Source organism: Campylobacter sp. RM9328 (genome assembly GCF_012978615.1).
This window is the reverse complement of record NZ_LIWF01000004.1, coordinates 1-24,135: the sequence shown is the minus strand read 5'-3', so window position 1 is coordinate 24,135 and position 24,135 is coordinate 1. Positions and strand designations below refer to the sequence as shown.

Genomic DNA, 24,135 nt, shown 5'->3' with positions numbered 1-24,135 from the left:
TAACCTACTTTATAAAATTATCATAAAATGAACTGATGAATACGATTAAAATAATAAAAGGAATTATAAATTTAACATACCAGTGCCAAAAATTAACGATCTTAACGCACTTTTCACTACCTTTTGAAATTTCAGCTTTCGCTTCATCGCCTAATACCCAGCCTACAAACAAGGCGCATCCAAGCGAAGTAAGAACGAAAAATATCGTCGCACTTATCGCGTCATAGGCATCAAATATATTTTTACCAAAGATTGTAATATGAGAAAGTAAATTTGTAGCCATTAGACTAGGGATATTGCCCAAAACAAAAATTCCTCCAAGAACTATAAATATCGCCTTTTTACGGCTTACTTTAAATTTTTCCTGTAAGGTTGTTATCATAACCTCATAAATCGGAAGCGATGTTGTAAGTGCCGCTATCATTAAAAGCGTAAAAAACGCCGTCGCAATAAGGCTACCAAACGGCATATGAGAGAAGACTATCGGTAAACTTTTAAAGACAAGACTTGGACCACTGTTTGGCTCGATACCAAAACTAAAGAGAGAAGGAAATATCATAAAGCCAGCAAGCACGGCTATCGCCGTGTTTAAAATGCCAGTTATCACTGAAATTTTAACAAGACCTTCGTCTTTTTTTACAAAGCTAGAAAGTGTTATCATCACGCCAAAACCAAGTGATAAAGCAAAAAATACCTGTCCCAAAACGTCGATAAACAGCTTCATATTTATCTTAGAAAAATCTGGCGTAAGATAAAATTTAATGCCTTGCGCAGCTCCATCAAGAGTTATGTTTTTAGCAACCATTGTTAGCATAAGTAAAAACAAAATCGGCATTAGATATTTTGCTGCCTTTTCTATACCTTCAACCGCTCCTTGCACCAAGATAACGTAGTTTATAAGAACAAAAACAAGGGTTGCAAAACTGATAGTCATTGGGTTGTTTATGATATTTTGATTATAAAATTCTGTTGTTTGCGTGATAGTTATGATATTTGATAAGTCAAATAATCCAAAGATGATCTGCCCGATATAGCTTAAAACCCAACCACCGATAACCATATAATAAGACATAATGCCAAACGCACCAAGTAGTCCCATCCAGCCTACTATCTTCCAGTATTTAGCGATACGCTTGCCGTTTGCCATACCGCTAAATGCATCAACCGCATTGACCTTTAGACGTCTGCCGATAGCATTTTCAACCAATATCATGGGAATTCCTATCACTATCATCGCCACAACAAATGTGAGCACATACGCTCCTCCGCCGTTTTGTCCAACCAAATAAGGAAACCTCCACGTTGCACCAAATCCAACGGTAGCACCTGCAACAGCTAAGATATATGTGAGTTTTGAACTCCAGTTTTGCCTCTTTTTCATTTCTTGTTCCGTCTATAAATTTTAAAGCAAAGATTTTAACGAAAAAATGCTTATTTTTTTAATAAAAAGATATGAATTTATTTGTTTGTCTTACAAAAATATCACAAATTTTTAAAGTCTTCAAGCGTTTCTTACGGTGTGTAAAAACTGCATGTGCTTTCTATACTGTTCAACAACATCGTTTATCAAAGTCGCTTCACTCCAGCCAAGCACGTCATAATCCTGCCCGCCTTCGTTTAAAAATACCTCTGCTCTATAATACAAATCATCGCCGTTAAGGGCTTGAGTGTAGCCTGGGCTATTTCTTTTTACAAGTTTTATGCCGTAGCTAAAGTCTTGTTCGTCCTCCAAGCTCACGCTTAATTTTATAAAATTTCCGCCAGAGTTTTGCTCTATTTTTGAGCTTAAGCCGTTTTTGTCAAATTCATCTTTTAGCTCTGAAAATGCGTCAAAAACAACACTTTGCATAAATTTATACGCATCTTTTTTATTTGGTAGTTCAATGATAGTCTTTAAACGCTCCTGCCAACTTTTTGACAACTCGCCAATAGGCATATTTGAAAAATTTTGCATTTTACTTTTAATATGATCGATCCTTAAAGCTTTAAATAGCCCAAAAATCGCAAACATAAGAGCTAGAGTAAATGGTAAAGCCGCAACTATAGTCATAGCTTGAAGCGAAGCCAAACCTCCTCCCAGCATAAGCGATGCCGCGACTAAACCTATAGCTAGTCCCCAAAAAATTTTCTGCCAAATGGGCGTATTATCAGAGCCGTTTGAACAAAGCATATTTATCACCATCGCAGCAGAGTCGGCTGATGTTATAAAAAATACAACTACCATTAAAATCGCGATAATACATAATATCTTTGATAGTGCGAAATTTTCTAAAAAAACAAAAAGAGCAGTTGCTACGTCGCTAACAACGGCGTTTGCCAAAGTAACATCACCGCCGTTTACTAAATTTATAGCGCTATTGCCAAAAAAGGTCATCCACATAAAAGTAAATCCCGTCGGGACAAAAAGCGCACCGATGACAAATTCTTTTATGCTTCTACCTTTTGAAATTTTAGCTATAAAAAGCCCCACAAAAGGCGACCATGAAAGCCACCAAGCCCAGTAAAGCAGTGTCCAGCCGCCAAGCCAACCGTCACTCATCTTTCCATAAGCATTTAGGTTAAAGGTATTTGCGGTAAGAGCCGCGATGTATTCGCCACTATTTTGTACCAAAGCCCTTAAAAGACCGGTGGTTTCTCCTAAAAACAGAATCAAACTCATAAAAACAATAGCCGTTATGATGTTTAAATTTGATAATATTTTTATCCCTTTATCAACCCCAAGTGCCGCCGAAGCTGTTGCACAAAGACAGAGTATAACAAGCAAGGTTATATTAATATCGGGCATCTTAAACACATAACTAAGTCCTGCATTTACCTGAATAACGCCGTATCCCAGCGAAGTAGCCACACCAAAAAGCGTAGCTATAACAGCAAAAATATCTATAACATCTCCCAACCTGCCGTAAATTTTATCACCTATAAGCGGATAAAACGCCGAACGAAGCGTAAGCGGTAAGTTGTGTCTATACGCAAAAAACGCCAAGATCAGTGCAACTATAGCATATACAGACCAAGCACTTATACCCCAATGAAAAAACGTGATATTCATAGCAAGCCTTGCTGCTTCAACGCTTTTACCCTCTCCAATGGGAGGAGTTAAAAAGTGCATAAGCGGTTCACCTACTCCAAAAAATACAAGCCCTATCCCCATGCCTGCTGCAAAAAGCATGGCAAACCATGAGATATTTGTGTATTCCGGTATGGAGTGATCCGCACCTAGCTTTATCTCTCCAAAACGCGAAAATCCAAGCACAAATACGCTTAAGACTATAATTGCGATAGATAAAACATAAAACCAACCAAATTTATCAGCTACTAAATCCTGCGCACCTTTAAAAATTTGTCTTGAACTTTCAGGAAAAATAAGCGAGAAAATTGTTATTAAAAATATAACAATGATCGAAGGATAAAATACTTTTGGATTAAATTTACTCTTTTTTACTCTCATTTGTCACCTTTAAACTGTATTTGTATCAAAAATAACACAAAAAAGTAAATGTCTAAAAACAAACAAGAGCAAACTCTCATTAAAAAATTTACAAATAAACAAAGCTCTAGCCGTAAAACACGGCTAGATATCACTTACCAATCACTTGGATCGAGTGGCTCGTTAGGCGTAAAAGTGCATTCGCTACCTTTGCATTTTACAGCTGCATCTATATAAACACCTTTTGTAAAGCCACCTTTTTTAGCCTTAGACTGTGCTTCTAAAGCACGACCGCCGGCTGCGCAGTGAAAGATTACATAAGTGTCAGGAAGTTTTGATAAAAATGTCTTTTCGTCATTTTCTTCAATAGATATATGAAGTGAACCAGGAACAAAACCTGTCGCTCTCTCATCGCTTCTTCTTACGTCAACTATAGTTACGCCTGCCGGTAATTTTTTATAATTTGCCAAAAACCATTCGCCGTCAACAGAACCTATGTCAAGCCCTTTTTTGATCGGCCCCATAAACGGTGTGCTAAGTTTTGTAACGGCTCCGCTTGCTGCGGCTTCGCTTCCACCTTTAGTTGTTTTTAGCCCCGCTTCTTTCCATGCAGGAACTCCCGCTGAGTAGTTTGCAACTTTAGTATAACCAAGAGAGACTAGCTTTTGAGCTACTATGTGTGACTTTTTGCAGTCATAACCTTGGCAAAACGTAATAATCTGCGTATCTTTGGCACTTGGAAATCTACCGCTAAGTTTATCAAGCTCGGTATCTGTTATAGATATCGCTCCAGGGATGCTTTCTGCTAGAAATTTAGCATAAGGTCTAGCATCTATCATAAATGCCGAGTTGGCGTCAAATGCATTTTTAACAGTTGGGGTACCAACTTCGATATAGTCTTTTTTAGACCATTCAGGATAGCCTGCTTGGTATAATTTTACGTTTTTATAGCCTAGCTCTTTAAGCATGATGGCTACTTTTGGACTTTTTGCACAGTCCCAACCTTGACAAAAAACGATAATCTCTTTATCTTTTGGCGTGCCGTCTATCCTTTTTACATGATCTTTAAAGTCCGTATCATGAATTTGGATACTTGACGGGATAGTTCCTGCATTATAATGTCTATCAGGTCTTGCGTCTATAAATAACGCTTCCGAGTTACCCCTCATACCGCTTCCAAGCTTGCTTCTTGCATAAGAAAAGTCTACAACCTCAAGCTTGCCTTTTTCGATTAACGACTTAACTGAGTCGGACGGTTTTGTAGCTATAGCTTGTGCCGCTGCAGCAGAAGTATTTGACGTAGCACAACCGCTAAACATCAAAGCCGTTGTAAGCGCAATAGCGCTAATAAATTTCAATTGCATAGTTTCTCCTTTTGTAAAAATGGTTTAAATTCTTCCAGGTAGCATTCCGTGGAAAATTATAGGTTTCATCATATATACCTTAAGCAACCACATACTCCATCGCTCTTTAGTCGGATCAAGAGGGAAAGACGGCGCAGGCTTGCCAGACCAGTCAAACTCGGCAAACATTACGGTGCCGATACTTGTGATAAACGGACAAACTGTATATCCGTCGTATTTAGCAGGCAGCTTATCTTTTTTCTCCATTACGGCGATTAGGTTATCCACAAGCACGTGATACTGTTTTCTAGAGCTTCCGCCGGTTTTTCCAAGAGGCACGGCAGCACAGTCACCTATAGCAAAGACATTCGGATAGGCTGTATGTTGAAGCGTTTCTTTATTAGCCGGCACCCAGCTAGCAGGCGAGCCAAGAGGTGATTTACCTACAGCATCTGGTGCTTTTTGAGGTGGAACAACATGTAAAAAGTCAAATTTTTTCTCAAATGTTTCCTTTTTGGTTATCATCTCATACTCTTCTAGGTCTTTATCCCACTCGCCTTTTTCGACCCATGTTTTTTCAAAAGTTGCAACTTGATTTTGAGTATCTACCGCTACCAAACGTGTTTTAAATTCCCATTTAAAATCGCGCTTGCTAAACTGCTCTTCTATAGCTTTTGCATATTCGGGCACTCCAAAAAGCTTGTCGCTATTTGTGTAAAATAAAATTTCAACCTTATCTCTTACGCCTGCTTTTTTAATTAGATCGTTTGCGATATACATTACCTTTTTAGGTGCGCCACCGCATTTTACAGCAGTAGGTGAGTCTGTAAAGATAAGTTGGAGTTTTTCGTTACCTTTTAAATTTTTAGCCTTTTTTATTATCTCTTGTATACCATCATAAGTATCAACGGAACCTTCTGCAAAATAAAGCGAATAAACACCGTTTTTGCCGACTTTTTTACGCACTTCGTCGCAATTTCCAAGAGTGGTTATCTCACCCTCAAGACCTTTTATGGCTCCATAATTTAAAGTAACACCCATAGCAACCACAAGATAGTCGTAACCAACCTCGGTGCCGTCTTCAAGTATCACTTTGTTATTTTCAGGATCGAAATTTTTAGCTGCTTTTTGTATCCAATTGACCTCTTTTGGCATGAAGTCACTTGTTTGATAAATAATATCTTCTTTCTTATATACACCTGCGGCTATAAGAGTCTGACCGGCCTGATATGAAACAGATATAGGATTTGGCTCGATCACGGTTATATCTGGGTTTCTTAGTCTTTTGCAAAGTTTTGCCGCAGTCGCAACACCAGACAAACCGCCTCCAACGATGACTATCCTGCCAGTAGCCGAAGAGGCAGCTTGGGCTGATACAGGCGCAGCTGCATTTGACAACACTCCCGCCGCTAAAGGTGAGATAGCTATAAGTTTCATTGCCTCTCTACGAGAAAGCTTATGATCATTTTTTTCAAGCTCATCAAGAACTTCATTGATAATCTTGTCTTGGCTCATAAAATACTCCTTTATATAAAATCATATTTTTAAATTTTAAAGTTACATTGTTCTTTTAAGAAACACAGCAATTGTATCATCATCTAAAAATTTATTTTGTAACAAAGTTACATTATTTTAGACTGACATTAAGCTATGATTACAGTGTTAAAACAAAATTTTAAACATACCAAAAGGAGTAGAAATGAAAAAAATAATCTCATGCGCTTTAATAGCAATGATGGGGCTTTCAATAGCCAGTACTACGGCATTTGCCGACTATGCAAGAGGTCAAAAGCTATATCTTAAGTTTATGAAAGATGCTACAGGCATAAAAGGTGATGCTTTTGCGGCACAACACACAATAGCAGAGTGGAAAGGCATGTGTGAAAACGAAGGTGAAGGCTTTATAAAGGCGATGTCATCGAAGTTTCCAAGTGCAAATGATTTTTTAAGTGGAGCACAATTTAAGAAATTTCAACCTGACATTTGTGACTTTGTGATCCATTACGCAAAAGATAGCGGCAACGTTCCTTCTTGCTAAAAACCTTATTCACTCCTGAATTTTAAAATTTAGGAGTGAAAATTTTACTTTCTACACTAAATTCTCTAAATTTTCTGAAATTTCAAGCACTTCAAAATATTCATTTTCTAATTTTTCAAGCTCGGCTTTTTTACTTTCAAGTTCGTCGTAAATTTTATTAATACCAATCTCTTGATAAATTTGCGGATCGCTTAAAGCTGTTTCAAGCTCTAAAATTTTAGCCTCTAAACTTTCTATCAAAGCCGGATTTTCATTTAAAATTTTATTTTGTTTGTAACTTAACTTTGATCCGCTTTTTTGCTTTTGAACGGTTGTGGTTTGGTTTTTTATTAACTCGTTTTCAAACTCATCTATCTCGCCAAGCTCATCTTTTAGCTCCAAATACGCGCTGTATTCATTATGCACAACCTCGATATTTTGACCCTCAAATGCCCAAAGTTTATTTGAAATTTTATCAACAAAATACCTGTCATGACTTACAAAGATAATCGCTCCCGTAAAGCTTTGCAGATACTCTTCAAGAATGTTTATAGTAGCGATATCAAGGTCATTTGTCGGCTCGTCAAGAACCAAAATATCATACTCTTTAGTAAAAAGAAGTGCAAGTGCGACGCGGTTTTTTTCACCACCGCTTAAAACACCTACTGGCTTATCAAGATACTCTTTTGGAAATAAAAAATTTTTAAGATATCCGTAAACGTGCATATTTCGTCCGCGCACCATCACGTGATCACCGCCATTTGGGCAAAAAATTTCTATTAAATTTTTATCATCGTTTAGTTCGCTTCGATTTTGATCAAAGTATCCAACCCTCACTTCTCCACGCTCTATCTTGCCTTTAAATGGCGGGATTTTGCCCAAAAGAGCTTTTAAAAGCGTGCTTTTACCACTTCCGTTTCGCCCTACTATCGCTATACGTTCACCTTGAAGAATTCTTGCGTTAAAGTCCTTTAACAGCTCTTTATCGCCCATTTTTAGCGTCAGGTCTTTTACCTCAAAAAGCATTTTTTTACGATTAGTCGAGTGGGTTTGGTTGAAATTTTTACTTGCGCGTTCCAGTTCTAGCTTTACGCGTCTTATCACGCCTGGGTTTTTCTTGGCTTCTTCGCGCATAGCCAGCACACGTTCTTTACGTCCTTCATTACGCTTTAGCCTTGCTTTAACACCGCGTCTTAGCCACTCCTCTTCGCTTTTTAAATTTTTTAAAAGCGTCTCATGGGTTTTAGCCATACTCTCTAAAATTTCTTGTTTTTTAGCCAAATAATACGCATATCCGCCGTCAAATGACCTTATTTTCGCCTCTTCTATCTCTATGCTTCTAGTTGCGATAGCATCTATAAAATAGCGATCGTGACTTATAAATATAATGGTTTGCTTTGAGTTTTTAAGCATATCCTCTAAAAATCTAACCATATAAACATCAAGATGGTTTGTAGGCTCATCAAGCAGTAAAACATCAGGCTTTTTAAGGATAAGTGCACCCAGTGCAACACGCCTGATCTCTCCTCCGCTTAGGCTGTTTACTAGGCGATTTTCATACTCTTTTAGACTAAATTGAACAAGCACTTGCTCTATGCTTCGCTCTATATCCCAGCCGTCTTTACTCTCTATAAATTTAATAAGCTCATCGGCCCTTGCGTGTATGGCGGTATTTTCAGGCTCATGAGCAAGAATTTCAACCACTTTTGCATACTCGTCACGTGCTTCAAAAATTTCTTTAAGTTCTAAATTTAAAACACCTTTAACACTTAAACCATCATCGTATTTTGGGGCCTGAGAGAGCATTTGCACGCTTATGTTGTTTTGTGTTACAACACGTCCGCTATCAACATCATAAGCACCGCAGATAATCTTCATCAATGTGCTTTTACCACCACCGTTTTTGCCGATTATGGCGATTCTCTCGCGTTCATTTATACTTAGGCTAACTTCATTTAAAATTTCATTTGGACCAAATTTTTTACTAACTTCGATAAGATCTATCAACGCCATTTTTAAACCTAAAATGAAATTCCCATACTTAGCGCAATGACGCAAAGCACAAAGGCAAGAGGAACATAAACATATCTTCCGATGTTATACCATAAGTCGCCGTGCTTTTTGGCCGCTCCAGTGTTTATCTCGTCCATTATCTCCTCTTTTTTTATCACCCAAAACCAAGAAAGAGCGCCGATAACTGCACCGATAGGAATGATATATATACTAACAAGATCCATCCACGGTCCCCAACTTGAGATCATCTCCATGTTTATACCAACTCCTAAGCATACAACACAAAGAGCGACAAGCACGTGAGTTCGTTTTAGTTTTGGAAATTTATGAAGTATCGACTCGGCTACAGCCTCAAACATATTTTGCAAAGATGAAATTCCGCCAAAAATAACAGCCGTAAAAAGTATGATCGCAAAAATTTGCCCACCTGGCATATCTTGTAAAATTTTAGGCAAGGTTACAAAAAGAAGTTTAGGTCCAGCAGCAGGATCCATAGAGTAGGCAAATACGGCAGGTATCATAACAAATGCCGCCACAGTAGCCGCTATGGTATCAAATATCGCCGTCTTTCTTGCAGAGTCAACCACGTCTTCAGTCTTTGGCAAATACGCACCATAAACTATCATGCCAGAGCCCGTAATGGAAAGCGAGAAAAACGCCTGTCCCATAGCCGCAGCCCAAACCATAGGGTCGCTAAGCTTTGAGAAATCAGCCTTAAATATAAATTTATACCCCTCAAAAGCACCATCAAGCATAGCAACACGCACCGCCAAAATAGTAAAAAGTATAAAAAATAACGGCATCATGATCTTGTTTGTTTTTTCGATACTTTTTGCTCCAAAAAATAACGTAAGCAAAGTGCCGACCACAACGATAATGTGAAAAGGCACAACCGAATACGGCGTAAGAGCGAAGGACTCAAACCAGGTATTTGTATCAACGCTCATTAAAGAGCCACTAAGCGCTTGCGTTAAAGCCTTTAAAACGTAAGCTATGATTACCGCGTAGCCGATAGCTATACACATAGAGCCTGCAAGCGGTATCCAGCCTAAAATTTTACCAACTCCGCCGAGTCCTCTTGTTGCAAAGGCGTATTCGTATGAGCCAAGAGTTCCTGTTTTAGCCCTTCTGCCGATAGCATACTCCGCACTTAATGCAACATAAGAAAAAAGTGCAATAAACATTAGATAGATGATCAAAAAAGCACCACCACCGTTTGCGCCGACCTTATACGGAAAGCCCCAGACATTCGCCATGCCAACGGCAGAGCCGACACACGCAATAATAAAAGCCCACCTAGAGGTAAAATTTTTCTTTTCCATTTTTCATCCGTTAAAATTTAGTTTTTGTATGATTATACTTAAAAAATCTTGTAAGATACCTTTTTAAAGATTACCCATACTTATTGTTTTAAGTATATATCTTTTATTTGTAAGAAACAATAATGCGTCCAAAAGCCAAAGTGTGTAAAATTTACAAGCTTTAAACTAAAATTTCTACTATTTTAGGTAAAATCAGCACTTTTATAAGGAAAATTTTATGAATTTATCTCTCAAAAAACTTACCATACCTATATTTTTGGATATGTTTTTACACTTTATAACACTCATCATAAACACATATATGGTGACAAAGGTAAGCGTTCATCTAGTCGGAGCTATGGGCGCAGGAAACCAAGTCATGGACCTATTTATGACGATATTTGGCTTTTTAAGCGTGGGTTGCTCTATCGTAGTGGCACAAGCCTTAGGTGCTAAGAACAAAAAACTTGTAAAACGCGTCATTCACGCAAGTATAACATTTAACTCTATCGTAGGGCTTTTGTCTGCGACATTTATCTTTTTTTACGGATATGAAATTTTAGAGCTTCTAAAAGTTCCGGCAAATTTACAACAAGAAAGCTATACCTACTTACATATGCTTGGTTTTGCACTCATGTTTGACGGTATCGGCATGGTGCTTGCTGCGATTTTGCGCGTTTATGGATATGCTACCGAGGTTATGTTTGTTTCGTTTTTAATGAACATTATAACCGTTGCAGGTAACGCCATCATGCTTTTTGGTTGGTTTGGCTTGCCAAGTTACGGACTATACGGGGTTGCTATATCAACCATAGCAGGACGATTTGTCGGACTTATCGTGCTTGCCATTATGCTTATCCGCCTTGCAAAAGTTAGAATTTTCATTAAAAGACTATTTAGCTTACCATTTAACGTCTTGCGTAAAATTTTGCATGTCGGGCTTCCAAGTGCCGGAGAAAACCTGCTTTGGATGGCTCAATACATGGTCGCCTTTGGCTTTGTTGCAAGTATGGGAGAAGCAAGTTTGTCGGTGCAAACGATTTACTTTCAAATAACACTTTTAATACTTCTGTGCGGGGCAAGCATAAGCATAGCAAACGAAGTTATAGTCGGGCATTTGGTTGGCGCTAAGCAGTTTGAAGAGGCTTATCTCCGTACTTTTAGGGCATTAAGATACGGCGTTATTGCAACCGTTGTTGTTGTGCTTATAATGTTTGCGTTAAAAGACCTTATCATGCATGAGTTAAATTTAACACAAGAGTTAAAAGATGTTATGTTGCCACTTTTTACGCTATCTATCGTGCTTGAGATCGGCAGGACATTTAATATCGTTATCGTAAATGCTCTTCGTGCTAGCGGCGATGCTAGATTTCCATTGATGACGGGCTTAGTTTTTATGTGGGGTGTAAGTCTTCCGCTTGGGTATTTTTTAGGAATTTATCTTGGCTGGGGAATACTTGGCGTTTGGATAGGATTTACGGCTGATGAATGGCTAAGAGGACTTGTTAATACTTGGCGCTGGAAGAGTAAAAAATGGCAGTCAAAACGGCTTGTATAAATTTTTATAACCTACAAGTCAAGCTAAATTTCAAACCGCGCGTTAAAAACACTCATTTAAGAGTAGCTAAAAACGCGCAAATTTCGATGACGCTACCATTTCGTGCAACTCAAAAACAAGCCATAGATTTTTTAGAAAAAAACAAAGAGTGGCTTATAAATACACATGAGAGAATTTTAAAAAACATGCCAAAAGATGGTGAGTTTATCCTGCTTGGCAAAATTTATAAAATAAAATTCGATGAAATTTACAAGATACCTGTGATCGATGACAATGAAATTTTAGTAAAAGATAAAAACTTGCTTGAAAAATTTAAAAAAACCAGAGCAAAGGAAATTTTTAGCAAAGCTATAATGGAATTTAAGCCACTTATAAATCGTGAGGTTAATCGCATCACCGTAAGAAATATGCAAACTAGATGGGGGAGTTGCAACTCTCGCAAAGGATATATAAATTTAAATATAAATTTGATAGAAAAAGACGAAGAGCTCATAAAATACGTCGTTCTTCACGAACTAACACATCTTATATATCCGCATCATCAAAAGAGTTTTTATAACTTTATCGAGCGTATAATGCCTGACTTTAGAAAGAGAGAGAAAAGACTAAACGGCAAGATCGTATAGGAAATTTAAATTAAAAAAACCGATGTTCAAATTTAAAACCTAAACATCGGGAATTTAATCTTAAGCAGTGGCTAGGGATTTTTCTCGTTTATTTTTCATCCACTGAGTAGCAAATACAAACATATATATACCAAATCCTATCGCATAAGCGGCGTATTCGTTTGGCACAACAGAGTATTTAGCACAGATGTTTGGCACAAGCATCAAAGGCGCAACTGATACCAAAAGCACCCTTTCCCAAATTCTGACTTTTGTCACAAAATACCCTTGCAACACACTCGAAAATGCAAACATACCAATTACTGTCATTGCAAAAACAAGTAGTATTTCAAAAGGATTACTCATCCAAACTATCCCTTTTGTATCAAGCGGATCATCTGGGTTTACGCTTTCGATTAGCATAAGTTTGTTATTAAAGAAAAATGCAAACGGCAAGATCGCAGTTCTAAGATCATAGAAAAATCCTTGAAGTCCGACTATGACTGGATTTGCCTTGGCAATACCTGCTGCCGCATATGCAGCGATACCAACAGGCGGTGTATCGTCGGCTAAAATTCCAAAATAAAACACAAACATATGTGCAGCTATAGCCGGCACTAAAAAGCCGTTTTTATACGCTAGAAGCAGTATAACAGGCGCGACCAAGCTTGAAACAACTATGTAGTTTGCCGTAGTAGGAAGCCCCATACCAAGCACCAGCGACATAACAGCGGTAAGAAGTAGGATTAAGATTATATTATTTCCGGCAACTTGCTCGACTATCTCTGAAAGCACTTGACCAAGTCCCGTTAGCGATATAGAGCCGACAATAATACCCGCAAGTCCTGTTGCTACAGCTATCGTAGTCATGCTTTTTGCCGCAGAAACCATTGCCCAAAATATATCGCTAAAACCGACCAAAACGTCATCTTTGCTTATCTTTTCGCCTTGGGCTAGTTTTTTTACAGGCTCTTGAAATATCATTATCAAAAATAAAAATCCTATCGCATTAAACGCTGCCGATATAGCAGACTCTTTTGCAATCAAAAGCGTATAAAGCAGGACTAGTATCGGCGTGATATAATGTATACCGCTAAGGAAAATTTTAAGCCTTGAGTGGTATTCGCTTTGCTCTATCCCCTTTAATCCCAATTTACAGCTTTCTAAATGCACGATAAAAAATAACGAGATATAACATGCAAATGCAGGTATAACAGCCGCCATCATGACATTTGTATATGTCATACCTAAAAATTCAGCGATGATAAATGCAGCTGCACCCATAATAGGAGGCATAAGTTGACCATTTACTCCTGCCGCAACTTCGATAGCGCCTGCTTTTGTTCTACTAAGACCGGCTTTTTTCATAAGTGGGATGGTAAAAGTTCCAACAGTCACAACGTTTGCAGTTGAGCTTCCGCTTACCATGCCCGTTAATCCACTTGCTATAACTGAAGCTTTTGCCGGACCACCTCTAAATTTACCAAGTAAAGAAAAGGCTAAATTTATAAAATACTGCCCTGCTCCGGCTCTTTCAAGCAGTGATCCAAAAAGCACAAAAAGATATATAAAACTAACACTAACACCGATAGGAACTCCAAAAATTCCCTCCGTTGTTAAAAACATATGACCGGCTAATTTCTCAAAACTTGCACCCTGATGCGCGATAATATCTGGCATATATCGCCCAAAATAATCATACAATAAAAATAAAATCGAAATAATACCAAGTGCCGGACCGATGACTCTTCTGCCTGCTTCTATAAGCACGATAACCGCGATAAATGCGATAATTACATCTCTTTGTAAATAATCACCAGGTCTTTCAGCCAAACTATAAAATTCAATAGCCGGATAAAGCACGGCCAAGGTACCGACAACACATAGTATTAGATCATAAAATGGCAAGCTTGTATGTGCTTTTTTGTGAAAAGTAACCGGATAAAGTAAGAATACAAGTGATATCGCAAAGGCAAGGTGTGCCGATCTTGCAATGTTTGTGTTTAAAGGAAAATACGCTATATAAAGCTGAAATACAGACCATGAAAAGCATAAAATAGCTACAAAATAGTTGTAAAAATTACTATTTATCTCTCTCGTTTTGACTTCAACGAATTGCTCTTCGTTCTCGTGAGTTTTATTCTCCATACCTCTCCTTGCTTAAAATCTTAAAAAGCCTAGATTATATCAAAATAAAAATTTTTAACTGCTTAGCTAGCGTTTTAAAATATAGATTTTTTAAAAATTTAAGTGATTTTCAGCAGAAAAATCTGCTGAAAATTTTAATTATTTTATGATCCCAGCTTCTTTAAATACAGCCTCAGCCGCAGGGTGTAAAGGCGCTGAAAGACCTTGGATTAAGCTCTCTTTTGTTACTGATTTTAGCGCAGGGTGTAAAGTTTTATACTCATCAAAATTATCAAGTATTGACTTAACAACAGCTCTAACAGCCTCATTGCTAGCACTTTCATCAGCCACCAAAACAGCCTTAACACCTATACTATTTACATCTCTATTTATACCTTCATAGCTACCGTTTGGTATAACACCTTTTGCAAAATACGGATAGTCGGCTATCATCTTATCAACGTCTTCGCCAGTAATATCCAAGATGTCAATAGGCATTGAGTTTGCCGCATCAGTGATATTTGCTGTAGGGTGTCCCACCATAAAGCTATAGCCGTCTATTTTTTTATCTTTTAGCGCATGAGGGCACTCTTGCACCGTCAAAACACCACGATATCCAAGCTTAGCAACATCAAATTTCTTAGCTTTAAACACAGCTAGGGTTGTTACTTCGTTACCACTACCAGGATTTCCTACATTGTATTTTTTACCGGCTAAGTCTTCAATGTTTTTTATACCGCTATCCTTTGTAACAACAAGCGCTAAAAGCTCAGGATATATAGATACGACCGAGCGCAATCTTTGATCACCCATTTTTTCAAATTTGCCAGTTCCGTTAAATTTATCATAAACCACATCACTTTGAACAAAACCAAATGTAAGCTCTTTTTTAAGCACGTTATTAACGTTATAAACAGAACCGCCGGTTGATTGAACTGAACATTTGATATTTGGATCTTTGTTTACAAGTCTGCATATAGCGCCTCCTATAGGATAGTAAGTGCCTGTCATGCCGCCAGTGCCTATACTTACAAATTCTTTAGCGCCTAAAGTAGAAGCAAGCAGTAAGCCTGAAAGTATCAATGAACTTTTTTTCATATTTTCTCCTTTGTGATTTTGTCGATAGACAACCTTATTTTGTCATTTTTACAATTTTTTTGCAAGAAATTAGTAAAAAATTTATCATTTTTTATAAAAATGTGTAAAAATGAAATTACCTTTAAAATTTTAATAACTAAGAAAAAATTTATATTATTTTTTATTGTATTTATAAAATTATAAATATTTTTCGCCCTTAGTCGATAAATCTCTTTGTTAATTTTCCATAGAACTCTATCCTGCGATCACGTAAGAACGGCCAAATTCTACGCACTTCTTCGCTTCTTTTCATATCGATATCTACTAAAAAACACTTCTCACTGGCACTATCGGCTCTAAAAATTTGCTCTCCTTGTGAGCCAAAAACAAAGCTATTACCCCAAAATCTTATGCCGTCTGCGACTCCAGAGCTATCAGTTTCAAAACCAATGCGATTTACAGCCACTACCGGCACTCCGTTTGCCACGGCATGCCCCCTTTGCACTGCTACCCATGCTTCAAGCTGGCGTGACTTTTCATCTTCGCCATCACCGTCAAACCAACCGATCGCAGTTGGATAAATTAAAATTTCAGCCCCCTTTAAAGCCATCAGTCTTGCAGCCTCAGGATACCACTGATCCCAACACACCAAAACACCTAGTTTGCCAACACTTGTTTGTATCGGCTCAAAGCCAATGTCTCCAGGCGTGAAATAAAATTTCTCATAAAAAAGCGGATCATCGGGGATATGCATCTTTCTATATTTACCAGCCATGCTTCCATCGCGCTCAAACACAAAAGCCGTGTTATGATAAAGTCCGGCGGTGCGCTTCTCAAATAGCGAAGTTACTAAAACTACGTTGTTTTGTTTTGCTACATCGCTCCAAAATTTAACATCACTCTCCCACTCGTTTGCAAGATCAAAAAAGGCCGTATCTTCACTTTGGCAAAAGTATTGCGTCTGGTGAAGCTCCTGAAGCACCACTAATTTAGCGCCGCCGCTGGCTGCTTCTTTGATAAGGTCACAAGTTTTTTTGATCGTTTCTTCTTTTGAGCCGTGAAATTTTTGTTGGATCAAAGCTGTTTTCATTATTTTCCTTTATTTTAATTTTAATCATCATACGGGTCAAGATGAGTAGTGAAATTCCATTCAAATTCGCTAAATTTAAGAGCTATCTCTCTTTCAATCTCATTTGAAATTTCATGAGCATCAAAGAGAGAAATTTCACGGTTAAAAACCAAATGAACCCCAAGGTAGCAGATGTTTGCGCTTTGTCTGCTAGTAAGCCCGTGAAAGCCTGCAACCTGCGGTTTTGACAAGATTATCTCTTTTATGGCATCTGTTACGTTTTCATCAAGTGCTTTATCCAAAAGCACACCTACACTTTCTTTCATTAAATTTACCGCACTCACAGCTATATAACCGCTAATTATAATACCAAAAATAGCATCTATCATAACAAATCCGCTAAATTTAATAATCAAAAGAGCTGCCACAACGGCTAAATTTGTTACAAGGTCGCTCTTATAATGCAGCGCGTCGGCTTTTATTATCAAGTTATTGGTTCGCTTTGCAACTCTGTTTAAAAACGCTACCAAAATGCCGGTTACAACCAACGAAAAACACATCACCAAAATACTAATATCAACATTTATGCTAACTTCGTTCGCTCTTATCTTTATAATGCTTTCATAAAGGATAAAAAGCGCGATGCCAATGATAAAAATCCCCTCAAACAATGCAGCCAATGCCTCTACTTTTGTATAGCCGAAGTTAAATTTTGCGTTTGGCGAGGCTTGGGATTTTCTAATTGCAAAAAAATTTAAGACCGATACAAGCAGGTCAAGCATAGAGTCGATCGCCGAGCTAAGCACGGCAACAGAACCGCTAAAAACACCTGCTATAAATTTAACAACAGCCAACACAAAAGCCGTAAAACCGGCGATCAAAACAGCATTTCGTTGAGTTTTTTTAACAGACATTTTTGTATCGTCTTTTGCGTCCATCATCTTTTTCCTGCAAATCTATTTTGACTAGAGCAGTGAAGCGAGCCGTTCTGGCGCACAAAAACCAAAGAATTTACCCCGACGATCTTTAAATTCGGCAACGCTTTACTAAGTAAGCTTAAAACCAACTCGTCGTTTTTGTCGTCGTAAGTCGGCACGATCAACGCGTTATTTGCAAATATAAAATTTGTATACGTGCAACCTAATCTTTTGCCGTCGTAAAATTTAGCACTTGGTAGCGGCAATGCGAGCAACTTAAGCCCCGTAGCTTCAAGCTCGGCCTTCATCCTACTAAGCTCCTCGTAATGCTCATCATTTTTATCATCGCAACTAGCATAAGCTATCGTATCTGGCGATATAAAACGCGCTAAAGTATCGATATGATGATCCGTGTCATCTCCTTTAATAAAGCCGTGCTTTAGCCAAATTATACGCTCTAAGCCAAATAATTCACTAAGTTTTTCTTCTATCTGCGCCTTACTTAAATTTTTATTTCTATTGTCATTCAACAAGCAATGCTCAGTCGTCAAAAGCGTTTTATCTCCGTCAAATTCAACGCTACCACCCTCAAGTATCATGTCTATATCTTGCATCATACCGCCAAAATGTGCATTTAGGCTTTTATTTACAAGATCGTCTTTTTTACTATCAAATTTTCCGCCCCAAGCATTAAATTTAAAGTTATAACTTAAAATTTTATCGCCGTTTTTAACATCTATCATACCGTAATCTCTTATCCATGTATCGTTTGTGTCGATACGCAAAAACTCACAGTTTTGAAACTTTCTAAAACGATCTAAAATTTTATCATTAGGACAGATTAAAACACACTTTTGATAAGGCGTAACAGCTGCGACAAGCTCTTCGTATGAGTTTAAAATTTCTTCCAGATACTCCGCCCAGTCGCTGTTTTCATGCGGCAAAGACAAAAGCAAACTCTCTTGTTTTTCCCATTCTGCATAAGCTTTCATTGATCATTTCCTTTTTATGTGACAACATTACAAATTCTCACAAAAATTTACTTACTATGTTATTAAAGCAGATATTTTATCATAAATTTTACAGACAATTTATAAAAATGACAGCCTTGCTAATCGGTGTCTAGGCGACGCTTACTTACACACTTGCCTTTGAAGCGACAAAAACAAAGGCTAAAAATGTGACGCCTTGTGAGGTAAAAAAGCATGGCATGGATGAAAACGGCGTGATAGATGCCAAGAGTATTATATGTGGTGCAAAGCCAGTAAATGAAACTACAAGATATCTTGAGCCTAAGGCTTTGGATGAAAAGTGCTTTACAGGCACAACCTATCTTTACTCTAGCTGTCACACAAACAGCAACACTGCGTCAAACCAAAGCCCGCTTATAAGTATCACGGCTAAATTTCCACGGTATAACGCGTAAGCTCTTATCGTTTTCTTTCTCTTAAAATTTTATAAATCCCATAAAGCGTTATGCCTATCCAAAAAACCTCTATCAAAAATGAGCCTAGGTTAAAATGAACACAAAGCGACACGATAAGCAAGACTGCTCCGATCAAATTTATAACCTGAAAACGCATGCTGTTGGCGTCCACTCGTCCAAGTTGAAGTAAAAAATATGCTCCAACAACGCAGAGCATGCCCAAAAATCCAATAAATTGAAAAATATCCACATTAACTCCCGAAAAAAGTTTATATCTTATCAAAATTTAGCTTTAGTAATTCCGTAAAAGATAAATTTAGTATTTTTTGGATAAAATCAGTCTTTTTAAATTTACTTCAGTTTGGAAAATTATGGATTTTGATTTTATTGCTAAATTTTATCCTATGTATATAAAAGCCGGCATTTTAACGCTTGAACTAGCGTTTTTGGGTATATTTTTCTCTATCATTATAGGCATTTTATGTATGGCGATTAGATATTTTCACATTAAGCCTTTAAAACCGCTAGTAACGGGATACATCGAGCTAAGCAGAAACACCCCTCTTCTTATCCAGCTTTTCTTTTTATACTACGGCTTGCCAAAACTTGGTATAAATTTAAGCTCATTTTCATGTGCGGTTATCGGACTTGCCTTTTTGGGCGGAAGTTATATGGCAGAAAGTTTTAGGCTAGGATACGAGTCGGTAAGAATATCGCAAATCGAAGCAGGACTTAGCATCGGACTAAATAAAACGCAAATTTTATACCATATCGTCTCGCCGCAAGCCTTTAGAGTAGCGCTTCCAAGCATCAGTGCAAATGTGATATTTTTACTAAAAGAAACCTCGATCGTAAGCATAGTTGCATTAGCTGACCTTGTCTATGTCGCAAAAGATATCATCGGACTTTATTATAAGACAGATGAGGCACTGTTTATGCTAGTGATGAGCTATCTAGCCATCATATTGCCTATCTCGTTTGCCTTAAGCATATGGGAAAAAAGGATGGCAAATGCAAGGAGTTAATATACTTTTTGAACAAGAAACTCTAATGCGCCTCATGCAAGGCTTGCTAGTAAGCCTTGAAATTTCGGTCATTTCTATTATTATTTCTGTTTTTGGCGGCTTGGTGCTTGGCGTTTTAATGAGCCTAAAAAACAAACCACTTTATTGGCTACTTAAAATTTGCCTTGAGATAGTGCGCATAATGCCAACCATCGTTTGGCTTTTTATATTCTATTTTGGTCTTACAAGGGCTACGGGGATGCATATTAGCGCGTTTATGGCCTCGCTTTTAGTTTTTAGCGTATGGGGAGTTTTTGAGATGATGGATATCGTGCGCGGCGCAGTCGTCTCCATACCAAAACACCAGTTTGAAAGTGCACAGAGTCTAGGACTAAGCAAATTTAAAATTTACACTTATGTTATCGTGCCTTTGGCGTTTCGTAGGCTGGTTCCTGGAGCCGTAAATTTACTTAGTCGTATGATAAAAACAACGTCTATTGTTGTGTTAATTGGTGTTGTAGAAGTTGTAAAAGTAGGTCAGCAAATCATCGAACGACACGTATTTACAAACAATATGGCGCCGTTTTGGGTTTATGGTTTTATATTCTTTTTATATTTTATAATCTGCTATCCAATCTCTAAATTTTCAAAAAAATTAGAAGAGCGTTGGGGCTAAGGAGTGAAATTTGGACTATATTTTAGAGCTTAAAAACGTTAATAAATTTTATGGATCATCACAGGCTTTACATGATATAAATTTACAAGTAAAACAAGGTGAAGTCGTAGTTCTTCTAGGACCTTCGGGATGTGGTAAAAGCACAACTTTAAGATGTATAAACGGACTTGAGAGTATAGCTAGCGGCGAGATAATCATAGCCGGCGATACAGTGACAAAAGACTATAAAAACTGGACAAAAATGCGCCAACGCGTGGGAATGGTCTTTCAAAGTTATGAACTTTTTGACCACATGAATGTGCTTGAGAATATCATGCTAGGTCCCATAAAAGCCCAGGGCAGAAACAAAGAAGAAGTAGAAAAAGAAGCAGATATGTGGCTTGAAAAAGTCGGCCTTAGCGATAAAAAATTTGCCCGTCCAAAAGAGCTTAGTGGCGGTCAAAAACAACGTATCGCTATCGTAAGGGCGCTTTGCATGAACCCGGAACTAATGCTATTTGACGAGGTTACGGCAGCACTTGATCCTGAAATCGTCCGAGAAGTGTTAGATGTCATACTAAATTTAGCCAAAGAGGGCATGACGATGCTAATCGTAACCCACGAAATGGACTTTGCCCGCGCAGTTGCGGACAGGATTGTATTTATGGATGGCGGACACATAATTGAACAAAACACGCCTGAAAAATTCTTTTCAAATCCAAAAACCGAACGCGCTAAAAAATTCTTAAATTTATTTACATTCTAGTCAGATAACGGCAAATTTTTTATTATTTTGCCGTTATTTTTTACATTATATTTATTTTTTAAATTTTTAAACTTCTTTTTAGTAAATTTCTAATACTATTTTGGTCTTATTTTAACACAAGGAGAAAGAGATGAAGAAAATTATTTTTTCATTTTTAGCACTTATCGCTACCGTCTTTCTAACGGGTTGTGGTAATGACAAAGTTGCCGATGCGCAAAATGACGCACTGGCTAAAATAAAAGAGCAAGGATTTGTTCGTATAGGCGTTTTTAGCGACAAACCACCGTTTGGCTATATCGGTAAAGACGGCAAAAACGAAGGCTATGACGTTTACTTTGCAAAACGTATCGCAAAAGACTTGCTAGGAGATGAAAACAAGGTAAAATTTGAACTTGTAGAAGCTGCAAGCAGAGCTGAATTCTTAGTTGCAAACAAAGTTGATATAATCCTCGCAAACTTCACCAAAACACCAGAACGTGCACAAATAGTTGATTTTGCATTGCCATATATGAAAGTTAGCCTTGGTATAGTTAGTCCAGACGGCGCTCTTATAAAAGACATAAGTGAACTAAAAGGCAAAAAACTTATCGTAAACAAAGGCACAACTGCCGATGCTTATTTTACTAAAAATCACCCAGATATAGAGCTTTTAAAATTTGACCAAAATACAGAAACATTTGGCGCGTTGCTTGATGGTCGTGGTGCTGCTTTAGCTCATGATAACGCCCTACTTTTTGCATGGGCAAAAGAAAATCCAGGTTTTAAAGTTGGAGTTGAAGCTCTTGGAGATATCGACGTGATCGCTCCTGCAGTTAGAAAAGGGAACAAAACTTTACTTGAGTGGATAAACAACGAGATAGCAGAACTTGCGAAAGAAAATTTCTTCCATAAAGCTTACGATGCAACACTTAAACCAATTTACGGCGATAGTGTAAATCCTGAATCTTTAGTTGTTGAAGGCGGCAAACTTTAATAAAAGGAGCTCTTGCTCCTTTTATCTATCCTGAAGTCATAAACAATTAATACAAATCTTAATATTTTATAAAGCTTTCAACGCAATTACAATGGAGCCTTTGCAGAATAGCATCATAATATCTCTCATCTTTTTCTATGCCGATAAATTTTCTATCGTATCTTTTTGCTATAAACGGAGTCGTTCCGCTCCCTGCAAATGGGTCAAGCACTATATCGCCAACATTTGAAAAGCCTAAAATTATGCGTTTTAATAGCTCCTCCGGTTTTTGCGTCGGGTGCAAAGCCTTGCCGCTATTTTCGTCTTTTAGTCGCTCCTTGCCTTGACAAAGCGGGATTTGCCACACGTCTCTAAGCTGTTTTTTGGAGCCATCTTTTTGTCTATCAGGATTTAGTTCTTTTAAAATTTCATAGTTAAAAACCCAACCGCTTCCTTTGACCGCCCATACTACGAATTCCGTCGTGTGGGTCAAAACTCGCCTTGTTAAATTCGGCATTGCGTTTGTTTTTTGCCACGTGATTATGTTTTTTATCTCAAATTTGCTATGCTTTAAAGCCGTAATCGCTTCAGCGATATTGTGATAGCTACAAGCGATAAAAATAGATCCGTTATCTTTTAATGTTTTACTACAAAGCTCCACCCATTCGTGAGTAAATCGCTCGTATTTATCGCTATCCATTTTATCCCAAGCTTCATTTACCATAAAATAATCACCGCCAGTTTTATTATTTATAAGTTTTAGCCCGTTACCAGATAGATTATATGGCGGATCGGCAAATACAAGCTGAACGCTTTTTGGTTTGATTGTTTTTAAAATTTCAATACAATCTCCGTGATAAATTTTGTTCATATCAAGCTTTCTTTATAGCTTAAAATTTTTACAGGGATTTTTGCCATCCACTCATCGCAGTTTTGTGATATCTCCACATCTTTTATGATAAAATCCAGCAAATTTTTAAATTTAATATGAGAAATCATCTTTTTATCCGCTTTTGCCGTTTTGACGGCGGTTAAAATTTCTATGATTTGAGCTATATTTAGCGGGATTATCTTTTGTTTTTTGCCCTCATATTCATATTTGTTTGCTATCCAAAAAGTGTTTAAAGTGTCTCTGTGAATTTTGGGAGCAATAAAAATGCAGTAGTTATCTTCTTTTGCAGAAACATTTTCAAACTCCCTTAAATGCCTCATCACAGGCTGTCCTTCATTATACCATTGATTGCGTCCGCTTAGGATCGTAACTTCGCAAATAGAGTTAAACCCATCATAAAAACACTCAATATCTGGTCTATTTGCGGGTGCTGTAAATATTATCTCATTATCATCACCAAAAAGCGAATTGGGCTTTATTTTAATCGCGTCATTAATGATATTAAATGCTAAATTTATATATTTTTCAAGTGCAATGCTAGGCTTGATATCAAGTTTATTTATGTTTTTTAAAGCCTCTATTACCTTGTCTATGTTGTCTAAATTTTCAAACCTAGCTTTTAGAATCAGATTTAAAAGTTCACCTCTATAAGCTCTAAGCTCTGTTATTTGGCTCTCTAATTCATCGCTTTGTATCACAAAAGTCTCTTTTAAATTTAAGCTTTTTTCTAGCTCTTTTATTTCGCATTTTAGATTATCAAGAATTTCGTTTTGCTTATCTTGCCAAGGCAAAATAGGTAAATTTTTATCGCAAATGTATTTTTTATATTCATCTTTTGTAAAATCATCGGCGGTTGCGTTAAACGAAGTAAGCAGATTCCTAATCTCCACAGACCTCCTAGACTCTAAATCTATATAATATCCGCCGCCTCTTATGTAGATAAGACGCGTAAGCCTAAAATATCTTGTAAGATACCTTTTTAAAGG

General features: G+C 37.5%; 22 protein-coding genes. 8 read left to right on the top strand and 14 right to left on the bottom strand.

Annotated elements, in window-relative coordinates; translation table 11 throughout:
* Positions 1 to 4: 4 nt before the first annotated feature.
* From CCAL9328_RS03600 to CCAL9328_RS03585, 4 genes are all read right to left on the bottom strand, one after another.
* Positions 5 to 1,381, bottom strand: coding sequence for a sodium-dependent transporter (locus CCAL9328_RS03600; protein WP_170000021.1), 1,377 nt, complete (start codon positions 1,379 to 1,381; stop codon positions 5 to 7).
* A gap of 120 nt (positions 1,382 to 1,501) precedes the next feature.
* Entirely contained in the window at positions 1,502 to 3,448 is a 1,947-nt protein-coding gene (locus CCAL9328_RS03595) for a BCCT family transporter (protein ID WP_170000020.1), read from the bottom strand.
* A gap of 134 nt (positions 3,449 to 3,582) precedes the next feature.
* Entirely contained in the window at positions 3,583 to 4,791 is a 1,209-nt protein-coding gene (locus CCAL9328_RS03590; RefSeq protein ID WP_170000019.1) for a rhodanese-like domain-containing protein, read from the bottom strand.
* A gap of 24 nt (positions 4,792 to 4,815) precedes the next feature.
* Positions 4,816 to 6,285: an NAD(P)/FAD-dependent oxidoreductase gene (locus CCAL9328_RS03585; RefSeq protein WP_170000018.1), complete on the bottom strand. Its 1,470-nt coding sequence runs from the start codon at positions 6,283 to 6,285 to the stop codon at positions 4,816 to 4,818.
* A gap of 184 nt (positions 6,286 to 6,469) precedes the next feature.
* Between CCAL9328_RS03585 and CCAL9328_RS03580 the strand changes: the two genes are divergently transcribed.
* A complete protein-coding gene (locus tag CCAL9328_RS03580; RefSeq protein ID WP_169935565.1) occupies positions 6,470 to 6,808 on the top strand; it encodes a hypothetical protein in 339 nt (112 codons plus the stop codon).
* 51 nt (positions 6,809 to 6,859) lie between these two features.
* On the opposite strand, the gene abc-f is transcribed toward CCAL9328_RS03580, so the two are convergent.
* Together abc-f and CCAL9328_RS03570 are read right to left on the bottom strand one after the other, a co-directional pair.
* The gene (gene abc-f, locus CCAL9328_RS03575; protein WP_169971570.1) at positions 6,860 to 8,800 is read right to left on the bottom strand and encodes a ribosomal protection-like ABC-F family protein; all 1,941 of its coding nucleotides are present in this window, start codon (positions 8,798 to 8,800) and stop codon (positions 6,860 to 6,862) included.
* Between the two features lie 8 nt (positions 8,801 to 8,808).
* Entirely contained in the window at positions 8,809 to 10,122 is a 1,314-nt protein-coding gene (locus tag CCAL9328_RS03570; RefSeq protein WP_170000017.1) for a sodium-dependent transporter, read from the bottom strand.
* Between the two features lie 217 nt (positions 10,123 to 10,339).
* On the opposite strand from CCAL9328_RS03570, the gene CCAL9328_RS03565 reads away from it, so the two are divergent.
* On the top strand, positions 10,340 to 11,659 hold the full coding sequence (locus tag CCAL9328_RS03565; RefSeq protein ID WP_169935559.1) for an MATE family efflux transporter: 1,320 nt from the start codon (positions 10,340 to 10,342) through the stop codon (positions 11,657 to 11,659).
* On the top strand, positions 11,635 to 12,285 hold the full coding sequence (locus CCAL9328_RS03560; protein WP_170000016.1) for a M48 family metallopeptidase: 651 nt from the start codon (positions 11,635 to 11,637) through the stop codon (positions 12,283 to 12,285). The genes CCAL9328_RS03565 and CCAL9328_RS03560 overlap by 25 nt, the downstream gene beginning before the upstream one ends.
* A gap of 60 nt (positions 12,286 to 12,345) precedes the next feature.
* Here CCAL9328_RS03560 and CCAL9328_RS03555 read toward each other — a convergent pair whose 3' ends face one another.
* The 5 genes from CCAL9328_RS03555 to CCAL9328_RS03535 form a co-directional block, all read right to left on the bottom strand.
* Positions 12,346 to 14,412, bottom strand: coding sequence for a TRAP transporter permease (locus CCAL9328_RS03555; RefSeq protein ID WP_169971564.1), 2,067 nt, complete (start codon positions 14,410 to 14,412; stop codon positions 12,346 to 12,348).
* A 138-nt stretch (positions 14,413 to 14,550) separates the two neighbouring features.
* On the bottom strand, positions 14,551 to 15,489 hold the full coding sequence (locus tag CCAL9328_RS03550) for a TAXI family TRAP transporter solute-binding subunit (RefSeq protein ID WP_170000015.1): 939 nt from the start codon (positions 15,487 to 15,489) through the stop codon (positions 14,551 to 14,553).
* A gap of 196 nt (positions 15,490 to 15,685) precedes the next feature.
* Positions 15,686 to 16,558, bottom strand: a complete 873-nt coding sequence (locus tag CCAL9328_RS03545; RefSeq protein WP_170000014.1) for a carbon-nitrogen hydrolase — start codon at positions 16,556 to 16,558, stop codon at positions 15,686 to 15,688.
* A 20-nt stretch (positions 16,559 to 16,578) separates the two neighbouring features.
* On the bottom strand, positions 16,579 to 17,478 hold the full coding sequence (locus CCAL9328_RS03540) for a cation diffusion facilitator family transporter (protein ID WP_170000013.1): 900 nt from the start codon (positions 17,476 to 17,478) through the stop codon (positions 16,579 to 16,581).
* Positions 17,475 to 18,446, bottom strand: coding sequence for an agmatine deiminase family protein (locus tag CCAL9328_RS03535; RefSeq protein WP_170000012.1), 972 nt, complete (start codon positions 18,444 to 18,446; stop codon positions 17,475 to 17,477). Before CCAL9328_RS03535 ends, CCAL9328_RS03540 begins: the two co-directional genes overlap by 4 nt.
* Positions 18,447 to 18,634: 188 nt before the next feature.
* Between CCAL9328_RS03535 and CCAL9328_RS03530 the strand changes: the two genes are divergently transcribed.
* Positions 18,635 to 18,880, top strand: a complete 246-nt coding sequence (locus CCAL9328_RS03530) for a hypothetical protein (RefSeq protein WP_169935545.1) — start codon at positions 18,635 to 18,637, stop codon at positions 18,878 to 18,880.
* 4 nt (positions 18,881 to 18,884) lie between these two features.
* Here CCAL9328_RS03530 and CCAL9328_RS03525 read toward each other — a convergent pair whose 3' ends face one another.
* Positions 18,885 to 19,130 carry a CBU_0592 family membrane protein gene (locus CCAL9328_RS03525; protein WP_169935543.1) on the bottom strand — a complete coding sequence of 82 codons (246 nt, stop codon included), beginning with the start codon at positions 19,128 to 19,130 and terminating at the stop codon, positions 18,885 to 18,887.
* Positions 19,131 to 19,251: 121 nt separating this feature from the next.
* Here CCAL9328_RS03525 and CCAL9328_RS03520 point away from each other — a divergent pair, with 121 nt between their 5' ends.
* From CCAL9328_RS03520 to CCAL9328_RS03505, 4 genes are all read left to right on the top strand, one after another.
* The gene (locus tag CCAL9328_RS03520; protein WP_169971558.1) at positions 19,252 to 19,905 is read left to right on the top strand and encodes an amino acid ABC transporter permease; all 654 of its coding nucleotides are present in this window, start codon (positions 19,252 to 19,254) and stop codon (positions 19,903 to 19,905) included.
* Positions 19,892 to 20,560 (top strand): amino acid ABC transporter permease, encoded by a 669-nt coding sequence (locus tag CCAL9328_RS03515; protein WP_169935539.1) that lies wholly within the window; start codon positions 19,892 to 19,894, stop codon positions 20,558 to 20,560. Before CCAL9328_RS03520 ends, CCAL9328_RS03515 begins: the two co-directional genes overlap by 14 nt.
* A 10-nt stretch (positions 20,561 to 20,570) precedes the next feature.
* Positions 20,571 to 21,305: an amino acid ABC transporter ATP-binding protein gene (locus tag CCAL9328_RS03510; protein ID WP_194238990.1), complete on the top strand. Its 735-nt coding sequence runs from the start codon at positions 20,571 to 20,573 to the stop codon at positions 21,303 to 21,305.
* Positions 21,306 to 21,435: 130 nt separating this feature from the next.
* The gene (locus CCAL9328_RS03505; RefSeq protein WP_169935537.1) at positions 21,436 to 22,278 is read left to right on the top strand and encodes a cysteine ABC transporter substrate-binding protein; all 843 of its coding nucleotides are present in this window, start codon (positions 21,436 to 21,438) and stop codon (positions 22,276 to 22,278) included.
* 58 nt (positions 22,279 to 22,336) lie between these two features.
* Here the strand turns inward: CCAL9328_RS03505 and CCAL9328_RS03500 are convergent, their stop codons facing one another.
* Both CCAL9328_RS03500 and CCAL9328_RS03495 read right to left on the bottom strand, forming a co-directional pair.
* Entirely contained in the window at positions 22,337 to 23,128 is a 792-nt protein-coding gene (locus CCAL9328_RS03500; RefSeq protein ID WP_169935535.1) for a DNA-methyltransferase, read from the bottom strand.
* Positions 23,125 to 24,135: AlwI family type II restriction endonuclease (locus tag CCAL9328_RS03495; RefSeq protein ID WP_170000011.1), on the bottom strand; the 1,011-nt coding region annotated here is incomplete at its 5' end. The genes CCAL9328_RS03495 and CCAL9328_RS03500, both read right to left, overlap by 4 nt.

What these genes read in the sequence shown, in the direction of transcription:
- CCAL9328_RS03570 (WP_170000017.1), bottom strand. Translation starts at nt 10,122, where the DNA reads ATGGAAAAGAAAAATTTTACCTCTAGGTGGGCTTTTATTATTGCGTGT.
- CCAL9328_RS03535 (WP_170000012.1), bottom strand. Translation starts at nt 18,446, where the DNA reads ATGAAAGCTTATGCAGAATGGGAAAAACAAGAGAGTTTGCTTTTGTCT.
- CCAL9328_RS03565 (WP_169935559.1), top strand. Translation starts at nt 10,340, where the DNA reads ATGAATTTATCTCTCAAAAAACTTACCATACCTATATTTTTGGATATG.
- CCAL9328_RS03600 (WP_170000021.1), bottom strand. Translation starts at nt 1,381, where the DNA reads ATGAAAAAGAGGCAAAACTGGAGTTCAAAACTCACATATATCTTAGCT.
- abc-f (WP_169971570.1), bottom strand. Translation starts at nt 8,800, where the DNA reads ATGGCGTTGATAGATCTTATCGAAGTTAGTAAAAAATTTGGTCCAAAT.
- CCAL9328_RS03545 (WP_170000014.1), bottom strand. Translation starts at nt 16,558, where the DNA reads ATGAAAACAGCTTTGATCCAACAAAAATTTCACGGCTCAAAAGAAGAA.
- CCAL9328_RS03595 (WP_170000020.1), bottom strand. Translation starts at nt 3,448, where the DNA reads ATGAGAGTAAAAAAGAGTAAATTTAATCCAAAAGTATTTTATCCTTCG.
- CCAL9328_RS03585 (WP_170000018.1), bottom strand. Translation starts at nt 6,285, where the DNA reads ATGAGCCAAGACAAGATTATCAATGAAGTTCTTGATGAGCTTGAAAAA.
- CCAL9328_RS03500 (WP_169935535.1), bottom strand. Translation starts at nt 23,128, where the DNA reads ATGAACAAAATTTATCACGGAGATTGTATTGAAATTTTAAAAACAATC.
- CCAL9328_RS03560 (WP_170000016.1), top strand. Translation starts at nt 11,635, where the DNA reads ATGGCAGTCAAAACGGCTTGTATAAATTTTTATAACCTACAAGTCAAG.
- CCAL9328_RS03580 (WP_169935565.1), top strand. Translation starts at nt 6,470, where the DNA reads ATGAAAAAAATAATCTCATGCGCTTTAATAGCAATGATGGGGCTTTCA.
- CCAL9328_RS03550 (WP_170000015.1), bottom strand. Translation starts at nt 15,489, where the DNA reads ATGAAAAAAAGTTCATTGATACTTTCAGGCTTACTGCTTGCTTCTACT.
- CCAL9328_RS03515 (WP_169935539.1), top strand. Translation starts at nt 19,892, where the DNA reads ATGCAAGGAGTTAATATACTTTTTGAACAAGAAACTCTAATGCGCCTC.
- CCAL9328_RS03555 (WP_169971564.1), bottom strand. Translation starts at nt 14,412, where the DNA reads ATGGAGAATAAAACTCACGAGAACGAAGAGCAATTCGTTGAAGTCAAA.
- CCAL9328_RS03520 (WP_169971558.1), top strand. Translation starts at nt 19,252, where the DNA reads ATGGATTTTGATTTTATTGCTAAATTTTATCCTATGTATATAAAAGCC.
- CCAL9328_RS03505 (WP_169935537.1), top strand. Translation starts at nt 21,436, where the DNA reads ATGAAGAAAATTATTTTTTCATTTTTAGCACTTATCGCTACCGTCTTT.
- CCAL9328_RS03590 (WP_170000019.1), bottom strand. Translation starts at nt 4,791, where the DNA reads ATGCAATTGAAATTTATTAGCGCTATTGCGCTTACAACGGCTTTGATG.
- CCAL9328_RS03540 (WP_170000013.1), bottom strand. Translation starts at nt 17,478, where the DNA reads ATGATGGACGCAAAAGACGATACAAAAATGTCTGTTAAAAAAACTCAA.